General features: G+C 65.8%; 10 protein-coding genes. 4 read left to right on the top strand and 6 right to left on the bottom strand.

What is annotated here, in order from left to right; all coding sequences use genetic code 11:
* Position 1: 1 nt before the first annotated feature.
* The 3 genes from FA702_RS05270 to FA702_RS05280 all read right to left on the bottom strand — a co-directional run bounded on the left by FA702_RS05270 (position 2) and on the right by FA702_RS05280 (position 4,080).
* The gene (locus tag FA702_RS05270; protein ID WP_136955295.1) at positions 2 to 550 is read right to left on the bottom strand and encodes a peroxiredoxin; all 549 of its coding nucleotides are present in this window, start codon (positions 548 to 550) and stop codon (positions 2 to 4) included.
* An 88-nt stretch (positions 551 to 638) separates the two neighbouring features.
* The gene (locus FA702_RS05275) at positions 639 to 3,152 is read right to left on the bottom strand and encodes a penicillin-binding protein 1A (protein ID WP_136955296.1); all 2,514 of its coding nucleotides are present in this window, start codon (positions 3,150 to 3,152) and stop codon (positions 639 to 641) included.
* Between the two features lie 52 nt (positions 3,153 to 3,204).
* A complete protein-coding gene (locus FA702_RS05280; protein ID WP_136955297.1) occupies positions 3,205 to 4,080 on the bottom strand; it encodes an N-acetylmuramoyl-L-alanine amidase in 876 nt (291 codons plus the stop codon).
* Between the two features lie 632 nt (positions 4,081 to 4,712).
* Here FA702_RS05280 and FA702_RS05285 point away from each other — a divergent pair.
* Positions 4,713 to 7,466, top strand: coding sequence for a ribonuclease E/G (locus tag FA702_RS05285; RefSeq protein ID WP_136955298.1), 2,754 nt, complete (start codon positions 4,713 to 4,715; stop codon positions 7,464 to 7,466).
* A 73-nt stretch (positions 7,467 to 7,539) separates the two neighbouring features.
* On the opposite strand, the gene FA702_RS05290 is transcribed toward FA702_RS05285, so the two are convergent.
* Entirely contained in the window at positions 7,540 to 8,172 is a 633-nt protein-coding gene (locus FA702_RS05290) for a class I SAM-dependent methyltransferase (RefSeq protein ID WP_136955299.1), read from the bottom strand.
* 238 nt (positions 8,173 to 8,410) lie between these two features.
* Here FA702_RS05290 and FA702_RS05295 point away from each other — a divergent pair, with 238 nt between their 5' ends.
* The 3 genes from FA702_RS05295 to zapE are packed head-to-tail and all read left to right on the top strand — an operon-like array spanning position 8,411 to position 10,771.
* A complete protein-coding gene (locus FA702_RS05295; RefSeq protein WP_124807940.1) occupies positions 8,411 to 9,193 on the top strand; it encodes a succinate dehydrogenase iron-sulfur subunit in 783 nt (260 codons plus the stop codon).
* Positions 9,194 to 9,200: 7 nt separating this feature from the next.
* Positions 9,201 to 9,656, top strand: coding sequence for a PaaI family thioesterase (locus FA702_RS05300; RefSeq protein WP_136955300.1), 456 nt, complete (start codon positions 9,201 to 9,203; stop codon positions 9,654 to 9,656).
* Positions 9,653 to 10,771, top strand: coding sequence for a cell division protein ZapE (zapE, locus tag FA702_RS05305; protein WP_136955301.1), 1,119 nt, complete (start codon positions 9,653 to 9,655; stop codon positions 10,769 to 10,771). Before FA702_RS05300 ends, zapE begins: the two co-directional genes overlap by 4 nt.
* 353 nt (positions 10,772 to 11,124) lie before the next feature.
* Here zapE and FA702_RS23120 read toward each other — a convergent pair whose 3' ends face one another.
* On the bottom strand, positions 11,125 to 13,338 hold the full coding sequence (locus FA702_RS23120; RefSeq protein ID WP_255504722.1) for an EAL domain-containing protein: 2,214 nt from the start codon (positions 13,336 to 13,338) through the stop codon (positions 11,125 to 11,127).
* Positions 13,339 to 13,553: 215 nt separating this feature from the next.
* Complete coding sequence (locus tag FA702_RS05315) at positions 13,554 to 15,443, bottom strand: XrtA/PEP-CTERM system amidotransferase (protein WP_136955302.1); 1,890 nt, start codon at positions 15,441 to 15,443, stop codon at positions 13,554 to 13,556.
* Positions 15,444 to 15,446 lie beyond the last annotated feature (3 nt).

The following is a 15,446-nucleotide window of genomic DNA, read 5'->3' on the forward strand; positions in this document are numbered from 1 at the left end:
CCTAGCGCCGCGCGCGCAGGCGCTGCACCGCTTCCAGGGTCAGGCGAACGTGATCGCGATAGTCCATGTCCGAATGCACCAGCACGACCCGGCCATCCCGCCCGATCACATAGCTGGTGCGCTTGGTCAGTCCGGTGGACGTGCCATCGCGCTTGAGATCGACGTCATACGCGGCGATCACCTGCGGCGTCGCGGCGGCCACGGCGAACTTGTCGCGGCAGGCTTCGCGCGAAAACTTCTGCAGCGTCGGCAGGTCATCGGCGGACATCCCGACCACGGTGGCCCCGGCGGCGCGGAACTGGTCCGTAGCCTCGGCAAAGGCGTGCGCTTCCAGCGTGCAGCCCTGCGTGAAGGCCTTGGGGTAGAAATAGAGCACGACCGGGCCACGGCGCAGCGCCTGACGCAGGTTGAACTGGAACGTCCGCCCGCCCAGCGCGCCTTGCGCGGCGAAATCCGGCGCGCGCGCGCCTTGCGGCAGTTCCGCCTGCGCGGCGAACGGAAGAACGAGGGCGACGGCCGCGGCGGCGACCTTGATGGAGCGTGGGATCATTCCCCCGGTATAGCAGGCTCCGCGCCGCGCGGGGAGATGCCAAAACGCGAGCTGCCCGATAGGGCGGCGACGCGCCAACAGGGCCGGGTCAGTAGATCCCGCCCTGTTCCTCCACGAAGCCTTCCTCCCCGCCTTCGGGCGCGGCTGCGGGCCCATGGCGCGCGGCGCGGGCGCGGCGCAGCGCATCGAGCACGGCTTCCTTGGTCGTCAGTTCTTCCTGGTGGATCGTGCGCCGTGGCTCGGTATCGGGCTTGAACGCCTCCCAGATCACCGACGCCTTGGGTTCGTCGTTGTTCGGCATGCCGCCGAACACGCGCTTGCCTGAAACGCGGTCGATGCGGACCATGCGCACGCCTTCGGGCACCGGGAACGGCACATCGGCCCAGCGCGCGCGGGTGGACTGGACGAACTGCTTGAAGATCGGCGCGGCGATGCGGCCGCCTTGCGCATAGCCACCCAGGCTGCGCGGCTGGTCGTAGCCCATATAGACACCGGCGATGATGTCGGGCGAACCGCCCACGAACCACACATTCGTCGGACCGGACGTGGTGCCGGTCTTGCCGAACAGCGGCAGGTTGAGATCGCGCAGCGTGACCGCCGTGCCGCGAATGACCACGCCTTCGAGCATGTGAACGACCTGGTAGGCGGTGCGCGCGTCCATCACCTGACGCCCCGACGGCTTGAGGCGCGGCATGGGCTTGCCGTCCCACCGCGCCATGTTGCACCCGTCGCATGGGCGGTTGTCGGCGCGCCACACGACCTTGCCGTTGCGGTCCTGCACGAAATCGACCACCGACGGTTCATGCTGGCGACCATGGTTGGCCAGCGCCGAATAGGCGTTGACCATGCGCAGCACCGTTGTGTCTCCGGCGCCGAGCGCCATGGACAGGAACGGCTTGTAATCGCCGATGCCGACATCGCGGATCGTCTTCACCACGCGATCCATGCCGGTATCGTTGGCGATGCGCACGGTCATCAGGTTGCGCGACTGTTCGAGGCCCCAGCGCATCGTGTGGCTGCCCGAACCGCCTTCGCCACCGAAGTTGCGGAAGCACTTCTGGCCCAGCGCCGCGCCCTGATAGACGCAGAACGTGCCATCGACGACCATCGAGGCCGGCGTCATCCCGTTGTCGAGGCCGGTGGCATAGACGAAGGGCTTGATCGTGGAGCCGGGCTGGCGCTGTGCCTGCGTGGCGCGGTTGAACGAGCCAAGCCGCGCATCGAAACCGCCCTGCATGGCCAGCACGCGCCCGCTCTGCGGGTCTTCCACCACCATCCCGCCCGAGACTTCCGGCACCGTCCGCACCGCCCAGGCGTTGCCGTTGGGCGCAACCGTGATCACATCGCCCGGCTTCATCGCCTGCGGCATGCCATAGAGCGGCCCGGTGCTGCCATCGGCAAAACCAATCTTGCCGCTATCGCCGCTGCGCGACAGCACCACGCCGACACGCCAGTCGAGATAGCGGATCGAGAGGTTGCTGGTGATAAGCTGGGTCTGCCAGTTGCCATCGGAGAGGTCGATCGTCGCCACCGGCCCGTGCCAGGGCCGTCCACCCGAATAGCGCAGCAGGCCCGCGCGCAAAGCGTCCTGCGCCGCCGTCTGCAACTGAGTATCGAGCGAGGTCCGCACCCACAGCCCGCCAGCATAGACGCTGTTGGGGCCATCCTCGGCCTTTTCGCCGAACTTGTCGATCAGCTGGCGGCGCACTTCCTCCAGGAAATAGCCGGCATCGGCCGTGTAATTCTCCGCCCGCCGGGGCACGAGGCCGAGCGGCTGCGCCTTGGCTTCATTCGCCTGCGCCTGCGTGGCCCAGCCGTTGCGGACCATCTGGTCCAGAACCCAGTTGCGGCGCGTCACCGCCTCGTCATGGAACCGGGCGCGGCCATACTTCTCCGGCGCCTTGGGCAGGATGGCAAGGAAAGCCACCTCGTGCAGCTTGAGATCGCCCACGTCCTTGTCGAAGTACGCGCGCGCCGCCGCCTGCACGCCGAAGCTCTGTCGTCCCAGCGGGATTTCGTTCAAGTAGAGTTCGAGGATCTGCTGCTTGGTCAGCACGCCCTCGATGCGCCGTGCCAGGATCAGTTCCTTGAGCTTGCGCGTGATCGAGTATTCGTCGCCCAGCAGGATGTTCTTGGCGACCTGCTGGGTGATCGTGGACCCGCCCCGCGCGCGCTGGCCGGAGCCGAACTTGGTGGCATAATCGAACACCGCGCCGACAAAGCCGGTGTAATCGATGCCGCCGTGCGTCCAGAACGTCTTGTCCTCGGCAGAAAGGAACGCGTTGATCAGCGGCTCGGGGAAATCCACGAAGCGCAGTTGCACGCGCCGTTCGCGCGCATAGGACGAAACGATCTCGCCATCCGCGCCGCGCACCATCGTGGGCAGCGGCGGCTGATAGGTCAGCAGCTTGTCCGCCGAAGGCAGCCCGCGCGCCACGAAGACCCAGACGAGGAGATAGAGCGCGACCACCGCGCCCAGGGCGTAGCCCCCGAAACGGAACCACTTCCTTTCGCGCCAAGAGTGGCGGAACCATGCGACCAGCCCCGATGCCTCGCGGCGAATGCGGTAGCTGATGCTCTGCTGGGGCGTATCTTCGGCCATCGTGCGCGCCCTCTAGCACGCCCTTTCCGTCAGAAGCCAGTGGGCGCGCGCATCATGGAGCAATCCCTGCCGCCTCCTGCCGGGCCAGGAAAATTTCCACGGCCTGCGCCACCCTTGCCGCGAACTGTTTGCGCCAGGCAGGATCGATCAGGCGCCGCGCATCGTCGGGGCTGCTGATATAGCCCGCCTCCACCAGCACCGAAGGAAGATCCAGCGATTTCAGCACGACGAAGGCGGCCTGTCGCTGCGGATTGGCGTGAAACGTGAGCGCCCCCTGACCTTCCCGCACCACCAGATCGGAGAAACGCTGCGACCGCTCGCGCATCTCGCGCCGGGAAAGATCGACCAGAATGGTCGCCACCGCGCTGGACTTGCCGCCAAGCGCGACGCCGTTCACGTCATCGGCGCGGTTTTCGCGCTGCGCCACCTGATCGGCGACCGCATCGGAACCGCGATCCGACAGGGTATAGACCGTTGCTCCGTGCGCGTCCGGCGTCTCCGCCGCATCCGCGTGAATCGACACGAACAGGTCAGCCTTCAACTGGCGGGCGATACCGGCGCGCTCCTCGAGCACCAGAAACCGGTCGCTGTCGCGCGTCATCGCCACGCGCACGCGGCCATCGGCCAGCAACGCATCGCGCAGCGCCTTGGCCAGCGCCAGCGTGACGTTCTTCTCGCGCAGGGTGCCCTCGCCGCTCGCCCCCGGATCGTGACCGCCATGGCCGGCATCGATCACGACCAGCGGCCGGCTGGCGTCCGCCGGCCCTTCGACAGGAGGTAGGCCGATCCCGCGCGATCCATCGGGCAGCGTCAGCCGCAGGACATACCCGACGCCGGGATTGCCGATGCCCACCACGAAATATCCCCACAGCAGCAAGGCCGCCAACGGCAGCACAAACCCCGCGATGATCCCGACCCGCCGCAACATCGCCGTCCGCTATGCAGGTCCGGTTTCGGTCGGTCCAGCCGGAATCGCGGAACGGCGGTGCGCCACCCGTGGGAAAGGCCGCGGAAAATCATCGCCATTGTTTTAATTGCTGGTTTGGATTTGTAATGCTAGCACCGTTCCACCGGGGCAAGCCAGCACCGGCACCAGCCTTGAATATGCCCTTCCTGACCCCATTTGACCGGGCAGAACGGCGGACCCGGGCAACGTGGAGCCGCTGGCAAAAATCCGGAACGCGGGGATGACGAAGCAGAAACGCTCACTCACCCGCGCCGTGAAGGTTGATGCTGTGATGATGAGCCGAGTTTCGATTGAGCAGAAGCGCCCCGGAAGGGCCGCTCGCGCTTGGTCGATCCCACTTCCGACGGGCCGGAGCCTGACGGAAGCCGGCGCGCGCATTTCGCCGCGCATTGTCAGCACTGCAGACGCAAACCAACCGCCGCCGGGCGGAGAGCGCCATAGGACCGAGGTCCAGGCGCTCCGAACCGGCATTTCCGCATTCGCGATACGTCATGGCCGGGCCATCGCCCGGCCGTCCGGCGTTCGCGCTTCACTAAAGAACCGCGCCCGGTACCCGGATACAATCCCGTGGCGGCGCGGCTGGAGATTCCATAATGACCACGCGCATGCTGATCGATGCGCGCCACCAGGAAGAAACCCGGGTGGCGGTGCTCAAGGGCAACCGTATTGAAGAATTCGACTTTGAATCGGCTGATCACAAGCAGATCAAGGGCAACATCTATCTCGCCAAGGTAACCCGCGTCGAACCGTCGCTGCAGGCGGCGTTCGTCGATTTCGGCGGCAACCGCCACGGCTTCCTGGCCTTCAGCGAAATCCATCCGGATTACTACCAGATCCCCAAGGAGGATCGCGAGGCGCTGCTGGCCGAAGAAGCCGCGCATGCCGAGGAAGAAGCCGCCCTGCGCGCGGCCGAGGATGATGCGGACGACGGTTTCGGCGATGAAGGCGATGCCTTCGGCGACGACGAAGGCGTGACCGAGGTCGACACCTCGGAAAAGGATGATGTCGCCACGATCGAAGGCGGCGTGGTCGAAGGCGAAAGCGAAGAGTCCGAGCAGGAAGCCGAGGCGGAAGATGCCTCTGCCGATAACGGTGGACGCCGTCCGCGGCGCGGACGCCGGCAGGGCCGTGGCCAGGCCAAGGAAGCCGACGAACTGCGCGCCAAGCGCATGGCGCTGCGCCGCCGCTACAAGATCCAGGACGTGATTCAGCGCCGCCAGGTGCTGCTGGTACAGGTTGTGAAGGAAGAGCGCGGCAACAAGGGCGCAGCGCTGACCACCTACCTCAGCCTCGCGGGCCGCTATTGCGTGCTCATGCCCAATTCCAGCCATGGCGGCGGCATCAGCCGCAAGATTTCCAGCGCTTCGGACCGCAAGCGGCTGAAGTCGATCATCGGCGAGCTGGAACTGCCCAAGTCGATGAGCTGCATCGTTCGCACTGCCGGGCTGCAGCGCACCAAGACCGAAATCAAGCGCGACTTCGATTACCTTGCCCGCCTGTGGGACGAGATCCGCGAACGCACGCTGCATTCCAGCGCGCCGGCGCTGATCCATTCGGACAGCGACCTGATCAAGCGCGCGATCCGCGATATCTACAACCGCGATATCGAGGAAGTGATCGTCGAGGGCGAAGCCGGATACCGCGCCGGCAAGGACTTCATGAAGCTGCTGATGCCCAGCCACGCCAAGCGGGTGAAGCACTATGCCGATCCGGTTCCGCTGTTCCAGCGGTATGGCGCGGAAGACCAGCTTACCGCGATGTACGATCCGGTGGTCCAGCTGAAGTCGGGCGGCTACCTCGTCATCAACCCAACCGAAGCGCTCGTGTCGATCGACATCAACTCGGGCCGTTCCACCAAGGAACACGGCATCGAGGCGACGGCGCTTTCCACCAACCTTGAAGCGGCCCGCGAAATCGCGCGCCAGCTTCGCCTGCGCGACATGGCCGGGCTCGTCGTCATCGACTTCATCGACATGGAGTACGGATCGAACATCCGGAAGGTCGAGAAGGCGATGAAGGACGCGCTGAAGAACGACCGCGCGCGCATCCAGGTTGGCCGCATCTCGGGCTTCGGCCTGATGGAGATGAGCCGCCAGCGCCTGCGCACCGGCGTGCTGGAGGCGACCACCCGCGCTTGTCCGCACTGCGATGGCTCGGGCCTTGTCCGCACCGCCTCGTCCGCCGGCCTTTCCGCCCTGCGCATGATCGAGGACGAAGCCGCCAAGGGCCGCGGCAGCGTCATCACGCTCTATGCCAGCCAGGAAGCGACGATCTACGTCCTCAACACCAAGCGTGCCGATCTTGCCGAGATCGAGGCCCGCTATGGCGTGACCGTGGAAGTGATCCCCGAAGGCGAGAACGAAGGCGCCAAGATGCGCGTTGCCTCGCGCGGACCGAAGCCCGAGTTCCAGCCGCGCTTCGAACCGATCGTCGAACCCGAGGAAGACGACCTCGCTGACGAGACGTTCGACGACGAGGAAGAGGAAGAAGAAGCCGAAGCGCGCGGCGACGATCGCGACAACGGCAATGGCCGCCGCAAGCGCCGCAAGCGCCGGCGCGGCCGTGGTCGCCGCGACGACGAAACGGGGCAGACCGAGGACACCCGGTCGGCCGACGCCGGTGATGGCGAAGCCGAAGCGGCAGACGATGTCGATGATGGCGAGGAAACCGAAAGCGCCGTTGCCGCTGGCGAGGATGCCGACGGCGAGCGCGGTCCCCGCAAGCGTCGTCGCCGCAGCCGTCGCCGCCGTGGCGGCGGACGCGAGGCGGATGGCGCCGAAGGTGGCGAAGAGGTGAGCGTGGCGGACGAAGCGGCTGCTTCGGAAGAAGCGCCGGAAGAAACGGTTGCCGAAGCTCCGGCCGAAGCGGAAACCGCCGAAGCCGTGGCCGCGCCCGTGGACGAGGCTCCCGCCAAGCCCAAGCGCACCCGCCGCAAGAAGGCCGATGCCGCTCCGGCCGTTGAGGAAGCGCCGGCTGCGGAAGCGGCCCCGGCTGAGCCGGTTGCCACCGAGGAAGCCGCCGCCGAGGAGGCCCCCGCCAAGCCCAAGCGCACCCGCCGTAAGAAGGCCGATGCCGCTCCGGCCGTTGAGGAAGCGCTGGCTGCGGAAGCGGCCCCCGCTGAAACGGTTGTTGCCGAACCGGCTGCCGCTGAAGAAGCTCCGGCCAAGCCCAAGCGCACCCGCCGCAAGAAGGCGGAGACCGCCGCTCCGGCGGAAGAAGTGACTGAGGCTGTCGCAGAAGCGGAAGCGGAACCGGCTGTCACCGAGCAGGCTGACGATGACGCCAATGCCGAAGCCGCGGGCGGCGCATCGCGTCGCGGCTGGTGGCAGCGCACGTTCGGCGCCTGACGGAATCCTTCCGGACAACAGAAAAGCCCTCCCCGGACCGCCGGGGAGGGCTTTTTCTTAGCGGCCCCTTGCTTCACCCCGCCTTGAGCGCGCTGCCCCATTCCATCCAGGACGCCCAGCGCGGCATCTTCGGCATGTAGCGCTGTCCGCTGTCTTCCACGGCAAAGCCCGCCTGGCGGACGGACGCGATCACCGGCCGCGTCAGATGGCACCCCCCCATCAAGGGAACCCAAAGCGGTTCCAGCCGGCGCTGCCAGCGCTGCACGCCCGGATCGGGGGCCTGGCCGTGTTCAAGGAACAGCAACCGCCCGCCCGGCTTCAGGATGCGCCGCATTTCGCGCAGGACCTGCGCGGAATCCCCCACGGAGCACAGGGTATAGGTGCAGACGACGGTATCGAAACTGTCGTCCGCGAACGGAATTGCCTCGCCCACGCCTTCGCGGATATCGGCCTGCCAACCCTTCCTTTCGGCTTCGGCGCGGGCATAGTCGAGCAGCTTGCCCGAAGGATCCAGCCCGGCGAACGCGGTTACCGCGTCGGCATCGTAGAACTGCTGGTTTATGCCCCCGCCGCAGCCCAGTTCGAACACGCGCCCCCGGGCCTTGGGCACCACGCCGGCCCGCAATTCCATGATCGCATCGGCGCTGCACGCGCACCGGATCATCCGCGGCAGGATCGTGTCCTCATACCATTGTCTGATGCCCATCCCTCTCCCTCTCGATCGCCTTTCACGCTGCCGGCGCAGAGTGCGCATACCCTCCACCCTCGACAAGCCGGAAACACCGCGCGTTCCGCAGCATGGTTCCTCCGGAACGATGGCAAGCCCCATCCTGCCAATTGTGCGCCGCAAGGCGCATTACCCTTCTGTCCCCCTTGCCCCACGCGCCGGTTTCGCTAATGACCGACTCGAATTGGAGCCAACCACGCGCATCGGGGACATTTTGATGGCGACCTTCTCGCTTCCGAAGAATTCCAAGATCACCGGAAAGTCCCGTCATCACGCGGCGGCGACCCAGGGCCGGATCCGGAAGTTCAAGGTCTATCGCTACGACCCCGACAGCGGCGAGAACCCCCGCTACGACACGTTCGAGATCGATCTGGACCAGTGCGGTCCGATGGTGCTGGACGCGCTGATCAAGATGAAGAGCGAGCAGGACCCGACGCTGACGTTCCGTCGCTCCTGCCGCGAGGGCATCTGCGGTTCGTGCGCAATGAACCTCAACGGCCGCAACGGCCTGGCCTGCACCACCGCGATCGAGGACCTCAAGGGCGACATCCGCATCACCCCGCTGCCGCATATGGAAGTGATCAAGGACCTCGTTCCCGATTTCACGCACTTCTATGCGCAGTACGCCTCGATCCGTCCCTGGCTGCAGACCGTTTCGCCCACGCCTTCGGGCAAGGAGCGCCTCCAGTCGCCCGAACAGCGGGAAAAGCTGGACGGCCTCTACGAGTGCATCCTGTGCGCCTGCTGCTCGACATCGTGCCCGAGCTACTGGTGGAATTCGGACAAGTTCCTTGGCCCGGCGATCCTGCTCCAGGCCTATCGCTGGCTGGCCGACAGCCGCGATGAAATGACCGGCGAGCGGCTGGACGAGCTGGAAGATCCTTTCCGCCTCTATCGCTGCCACACGATCATGAACTGCGCCAACGTCTGCCCCAAGGGCCTGTCGCCGGCGCGCGCGATCGCCGAAATCAAGAAGATGCAGGCCGAACGGGCGGTCTGACGCGAAGATGGCCTTCAGCTACGGGCCTTCTGACCGGCACCCCGGCTGGTTTACCTGGAACCTCGCGGATACCACCCGGTTCAACGCCCAGACGATGGGCGATCTGGTCGTGCGCGAAGAAGAGGCGCCGGGCGGCAAGCGCCAGGTCCGTCTGCGCATGTTTCCCGAACGCCGGCACAGCAACCTGCTGGATGCGGTGCACGGCGGGGTAACGCTGGCGCTGATCGACATTTCGCTGTTTTCCGCGATGCGGCTGCTGCTGAACGGCGATGCGGCGGGTTCGGTCACGCTCGATCTGGCGACCCAGTTCATCGGCGCGGGCAGGATCGGCCAGCCGCTCGATTCGGTTTGCGAAGTTCTGCGCGAAACCGGGCGGCTTGTTTTCCTGCGCGGATTGGTGGTCCAGGAAGACGAGACCATCGCGTCCTTTACCGGCACGGTCCGCAAACCTTCGCGCAAATGACCCGCGTTTCCGAACGGTACGCCGAACTGGTCGCGGCGGGAGAACTCCGGCCCGATCCGGAACAGGCCGCTGCCGCCGCCACGCTGGATCGGCTCCAGCAGGAACTGGAAACACCGGTGTCCGCGCCCGGCTTTTTCGGCAAGCTGCTCGGCCGCAAGACGCAGGAACAGCCGCGCGGGCTCTACATGTGGGGCGGCGTGGGGCGTGGCAAGTCCATGCTGATGGACCTGTTTCACGACAATCTCGCCATCACCGCCAAGCGCCGTTCGCACTTCCACGAATTCATGCTCGATGTGCACGCCCGCCTGCGCGAGGAGCGCAAGAAGGAAAGCGGCGACCCGATCCTGCCCGTCGCGGCCGCCATCGGGCAGGAAACGCGCGTGCTGTGCTTCGACGAGATGGTCGTGAACAACAGCGCCGACGCCATGATCATGAGCCGGCTGTTCACTGCGCTGATCGTGGACCATGGCGTGACGGTAGTGACCACCTCCAACCGCGCGCCTTCGGAACTATACAAGGACGGTCTGAACCGGGAACACTTCCTGCCGTTCATCGCGCTGGTCGAAAGCCGGCTGGACGTGCTGACGCTCAATGGCCCGACCGATTACCGGCTGGAACGGATGCGCGGCGTCGGCACCTGGCACGTGCCCAACGGCCCAGCCGCGACCGAAGCTACGCGCGAAGCTTTTTTCCGGCTCACCGACTATCCGCCCGAAGACGGCCTGCACGTGCCTTCCGCCGACATCGACGTCGGCGGCGGACGGATGCTGCACGTGCCCAAAAGCCTGAAGGGCGTGGCCGTGTTCAGTTTCAAGCGGCTCTGCGCCGAAGCGCGCGGAGCGGCGGACTATCTGGCCATCGCCCGCAAGTACCACACCGTCATCATCGTCGGCATCCCGCGCCTCGGCCCCGAGAACCGCAACGAGGCCGCGCGCTTCGTCACGCTGATCGACGCGCTTTACGAACACAAGGTGAAGCTGATTGCCGCCGCTGATGCCGAACCGGCGGAACTTTACGAAAGCGGCGATGGCCGCTTCGAATTTGACCGCACCATCAGCCGCCTGATGGAAATGCAAAGCCAGGACTATCTCGCGCTGGGACACGGCGAGAACTGACAGCGCCTTCCTCGCGGACCTGCCCGGTTCATACCGCTAGCCGATGCTGCGCACTTACCAGCCCCGTGGGGGCATCCGGCAATCCGTCTGTTCTGGCGCGAATCACCCAACAAAAAACCCGCGCGAAACCGCACGGGTTAACCAAAAAACAGAGAGCAATAAGCCAATCTCCACCGAAGCCAGTGGAAATCCAAAAAGCCCGGAGTGCCAGAAAACGGGCACTTCCTTGCGGAAATGCCCGTATTTTCAGTGCTTCAGATCAGCTGAAGCAGCCAACGCCAAATCGACATAGCTTTTGCCTCCATCCACGGTTGGAAGCAAAAATTATCATTAACGTCGAGGGTTAACAATCCCTAAACGATTCCGATCTGGATGTCGGCCGATCGCCGGTAGGTCTGGATGAAGTCGGCGAAGGATTGCGGCTTGCCGAGGTAATACCCCTGGGCGTGATCGCAACCCAGCTCCATCAGAAGCTGCAGCGTCGCCTCGTCCTCGATTCCCTCGGCCACCACTTCCTGGTGAAGATCGTGCGCCAGCGCGATCGTATGGGCGACGATCGCGCGCTCGCGCTCGGCCGTGGTGATGCGCGAAACGAACCGGCGGTCGATCTTCAACTCGTCGCTCGGCAGTTCGGCCAGATAGGAAAGGCTCGCCTCGCCGGTGCCGAAATCGTCGATCGACAGACGGAAGCCCAGCGCGCGCAATTGCGAAAGATTGTGACGCGCCGCCGGACGGTTGTGGACGCTGGAGGTTTCGGTCACCTCGATGGTCAGGAGCGCAGGATCGATCCCGCGCCGCTGCACGACCTCGGCGATGTTCGATACCAGATTGGGCTTGTCGACCATCTGCGCCGAAAGGTTGATGCTCATCTGGAAGCGCGGCCCCAGCGCGTTGATCTCAAGCGCCGCGGTGATCGCTTCTTCCAGAACCCAGAAGGTCAGGGCGTCGATCCGCCCTGCCCGCTCCGCCTGCAGGATGAAGGCATCGGGCGCGATCGGCCCGCGCGTGGGGTGGTTCCAGCGGATCAGGGCTTCTGCGCCGTAGAAGCGCTTTTCCACAAAGTCCCACTGCGGCTGGAAGGCCAGCCAGATATCGCCGTTGCGCAGACCTTCATCGATCCGCGCATGGAGCGAGAGCTCCCACGGTGCTTCGGCAAGGCGCGCCGCTTCGAACAATTCGATCGACCGGCCGCTGGTCAGCGCCTCGTTGGCGCTCGCCAGCGCGGAATTGACGCGCGTAAGGGCATCCACGCCTTCGTTGCGGTCGAGACCGAAGTGGATGTTGGTGTCGAAAGTATGCTCGCCGATCTGTAGCGGAGCCGAAAACAGCGCGCGCAACCCTTCGAGATGGTTGAGCTGCATTTCCAGCGGCCGCGCTTCCTCGGTCCAGGCGAAATGGCCGCCATCGCCGTTGTAGATCTCGCTGCGTCCCGAGCCGACGGACAGGCGGCGCGCAATCTGCCGCGCGCATTCGCCGTGCAGTTCGTTGGGCAGAGTCGCGAGGATTTCCTCGTAGCGCGCGATTACTGCGACCACCACGTCGCGGCCAACCTCGATCTGCTTCGAGGTGAGCGACAGGAGGTTGGGCAGGCCCGATGCGCTAGTGTGCTGCACGCGGCGGCGCCACTTCTGCCAAAGACGGATGCTGCCATAGATCGCCATCGTGGCGAGGAGCTGATCGGTGAAGCTGAGGATGCCGAATTCGACCAGGATGGCGGGCAGCACGAACGTGACCGCGCAGGCCGCGCCATAGAACAGCGCCTTTTCTCGGCGGGACCGGGCATTCGCCGCGAGCGCGAGGCAAACCGCCAGCAGGCCCAGCAGGACAAGGCGCGGCAGAACGATGGCGAAAGGCCGCCGCAACCCCTCGGCTCCGGCGAAAGCCAGCGCAATGTCGGGCGTGCGGCCGTGCCCGAAGTATCCGATCGGCCGTCCTGCCGTCCCGAAATCGCTGATGACGACGGTGCGGCCAGTCAGCAGGCCCGGCGCGAACTTGCCGTTGAGCAGCTTGCTGACGGGAAGCTGCGGCACCGAATCCGGATCGAGCGAGAAATCGGGCACATAGACCCCGCCCTCACGCCCGCGGATACCGACAACGGCCGGGCCGACGGTGGGATAGGCCTTGCCATCGATCCGTACCGCATAGGGCGCGGTCGTGGCGAAATCGATGAAGTTCGCGTTCCATTTGGAAATGGCGATGCGCGAACGCGGCACCACGGAGGACGCCGGAAACAGGAACTCGCCATGCGAATCCGCGTCCACGCTGTTGTTGCGCAGAACCAGCGAGAAATCGTCCCCCAGTTCGCCGATGGCACGCGCCAGCGCGCGATCGCCCCAGATCGACTGGCCGGTATCGACGCGCGCGTCGAGCACGACCTTGCGCGGAACCTGCCGTCGCACCAGTTCGAGCAACCGGGCCTGTTCCATCGTGGTCCAGCCGCTGCTCTTCGTCGATCCCGATCCCTGGTTGTCCAGCGGGATAACGATGACCGGCTGCGAGATCGCGTGGCTGGAAAGACGATAGCGAACGTTCCAGTAGATCTGGTCCAACGGCTCGGCAATGAACACCAGGCTGCATATCAGCCCAATGAGCACCGAGATTGAAACTGGCGATCGCAGAATGTTTCGCATGGACCGTCACGAAAAAGGTTACGATCGGCGTCTAATCCGAAATGGTTTATATGACCTTACCATGGTTACCGCCCATCAACCAAATTGAACAGGCGATGAAGCAGGCCCCCGGCGATCGCACATAGCCCGAACCTGCCGCGGTGAGGGGCGGATCAGGACAGCAGCGCCAGGCTGCGATCCAGCATCAGCACCTGCCAGAGCAGGCGGGAATGGTCGGCGCGGCCTGCGATATGCGCGTCGGCTATGTCGCGCAGCACGGGAGCGCGGAACCAGCCGGTCCGCGCCAGCACGCCGCCTTCGGCGACCGCCCTCGCCTCTCCGGCCAGCGGTCCGCGCAGCCATGCGGCGATCGGCGTGACGAAGCCCATCTTGGGGCGGAACAGGACGTCCTCCGGCAGATAACGGCGCATCACGTCCTTCATCAGCCATTTGCCCGTCGCCCCGCGTACCCGCATGGCCTCGGGCAGCCGCGCGCCGAATTCCAGCAAGCGGTGATCGAGCAGCGGCTCGCGCGCTTCGAGGCTGACAGCCATGCTCGTCCGGTCCACCTTGGTCAGAATGTCGCCGGGCAGATAGAACTTGAGATCAGCGTATTGCGCCCGGTCCAGCCCGGAACGCCCCGGCGCCCGGCGCATCATGTCCACGAAGGGCTGTTCAGCGCGGTAATCGCCCCGCAGCCGCAGGAAATCCTCGCCATAAAGCCGGTCGCGCAGTTCAACCGGGGTGACGGAGAGCGATCGGGCATAGCCCTCCTCCCCGCTCCGCGCGAGGTTGAGGAAGGTCGCCTTGGCGCGCAGTGGTCGCGGCGCCCAGTCCGCCTTGGGCCAGAGCCGTCCCAGCGTGCCGAACACCGGCGCGCGCAAGCCTTGCGGCAGCAGCGCCCGCACGGATTCCTCGCGTTGGTGGAACACCTGCCGGCGGTATCCGGCGAAGGCCTCGTCCGCGCCATCGCCCGAAAGCGCGACGGTCACGTGCTCGCGCGCCAGTTCGCAGACCCGGAACGTCGGCAGGGCGGAGGCATCGGCGAACGGCTCGTCGAACATGCTGGCCAGCCGGTCGATCAGCGCGAAATCGTCCGACGCCACCACCCGCTTGCGGTGTTCGGTGCCGAACATCGCGGCTACCTTGTCGGCATAGGCCGTCTCGTCGAGCGCGTGCACATCGAAGCCGATGCTGCAGGTCTTCACCGGATCGGTGCTGGCCTCCGCCATCAGCGCCACCACGCTGGAACTGTCGACGCCGCCCGAAAGGAAGGCACCCAGCGGCACGTCGGCCATCATGCGTGAGGTCACCGCCTCGCGCAGGCGGTGCAGCAGGTGCGCGCCGAGATCGGCCGTATTGCCCTGCTCGCGGTCGGCAAAGGAGATGTCCCACCACTGCACCGAGGCGGCCGGCGGGGCATCGTGCCGCAGCAGGCGGTAATGGCCCGCCGGCAGCTTTTCCACGCCCTTCAGGATAGACCGGTGATCGGGCACGTATCCCCAGGCGAGATAGTCCTCGATCGCCAGCGGATCGATATCCCGCCGCAGCATGGGATGCGCGAGCAGGGCCTTCAGCTCCGAACCGAAGATCACGCTGCCATCGGCCAATTGCGCCGTGAACAGCGGCTTCACGCCCAGCCGGTCGCGCGCCAGCAGCAACGTCTTCTGCCGCAGGTCATAGAGCGCGAAGGCAAACATGCCGTGCAGGCGCGGCAGGCAATCGACGCCCCAGCGCTGCCACGCCGCGAGGATCACCTCGCTGTCGCCGTCAGTGTGGAACTGCGCGCCATCGGCCTGCAATTCGCGGCGCAATTCGCGGAAATTGTAAATCTCGCCGTTGAAGACGAGCATCGCCGAACCGTCGGTGGCCGCCATCGGCTGCGGCGATCCCGCCAGATCGATGATCGCCAGCCGGCGGTGCCCCAGCGCGACGCCAGGGGCGGTCCATATCCCCTGCCCGTCCGGCCCGCGATGCGCGATGGCATCGCACATCCGCTCCAGCCGCGCCGGATCGACCGGCTTCATGCCCTCCGTGTGGAAAATGCCCGCGATGCCGCACATGCC

The sequence above is a fragment of the Novosphingobium sp. EMRT-2 genome (assembly GCF_005145025.1).
Taxonomy (GTDB): domain Bacteria; phylum Pseudomonadota; class Alphaproteobacteria; order Sphingomonadales; family Sphingomonadaceae; genus Novosphingobium.

What these genes read in the sequence shown, in the direction of transcription:
- FA702_RS05270 (WP_136955295.1), bottom strand. Translation starts at nt 550, where the DNA reads ATGATCCCACGCTCCATCAAGGTCGCCGCCGCGGCCGTCGCCCTCGTT.
- zapE (WP_136955301.1), top strand. Translation starts at nt 9,653, where the DNA reads ATGACCCGCGTTTCCGAACGGTACGCCGAACTGGTCGCGGCGGGAGAA.
- FA702_RS05280 (WP_136955297.1), bottom strand. Translation starts at nt 4,080, where the DNA reads ATGTTGCGGCGGGTCGGGATCATCGCGGGGTTTGTGCTGCCGTTGGCG.
- FA702_RS05300 (WP_136955300.1), top strand. Translation starts at nt 9,201, where the DNA reads ATGGCCTTCAGCTACGGGCCTTCTGACCGGCACCCCGGCTGGTTTACC.
- FA702_RS05285 (WP_136955298.1), top strand. Translation starts at nt 4,713, where the DNA reads ATGACCACGCGCATGCTGATCGATGCGCGCCACCAGGAAGAAACCCGG.
- FA702_RS05295 (WP_124807940.1), top strand. Translation starts at nt 8,411, where the DNA reads ATGGCGACCTTCTCGCTTCCGAAGAATTCCAAGATCACCGGAAAGTCC.
- FA702_RS05315 (WP_136955302.1), bottom strand. Translation starts at nt 15,443, where the DNA reads ATGTGCGGCATCGCGGGCATTTTCCACACGGAGGGCATGAAGCCGGTC.
- FA702_RS05290 (WP_136955299.1), bottom strand. Translation starts at nt 8,172, where the DNA reads ATGGGCATCAGACAATGGTATGAGGACACGATCCTGCCGCGGATGATC.
- FA702_RS05275 (WP_136955296.1), bottom strand. Translation starts at nt 3,152, where the DNA reads ATGGCCGAAGATACGCCCCAGCAGAGCATCAGCTACCGCATTCGCCGC.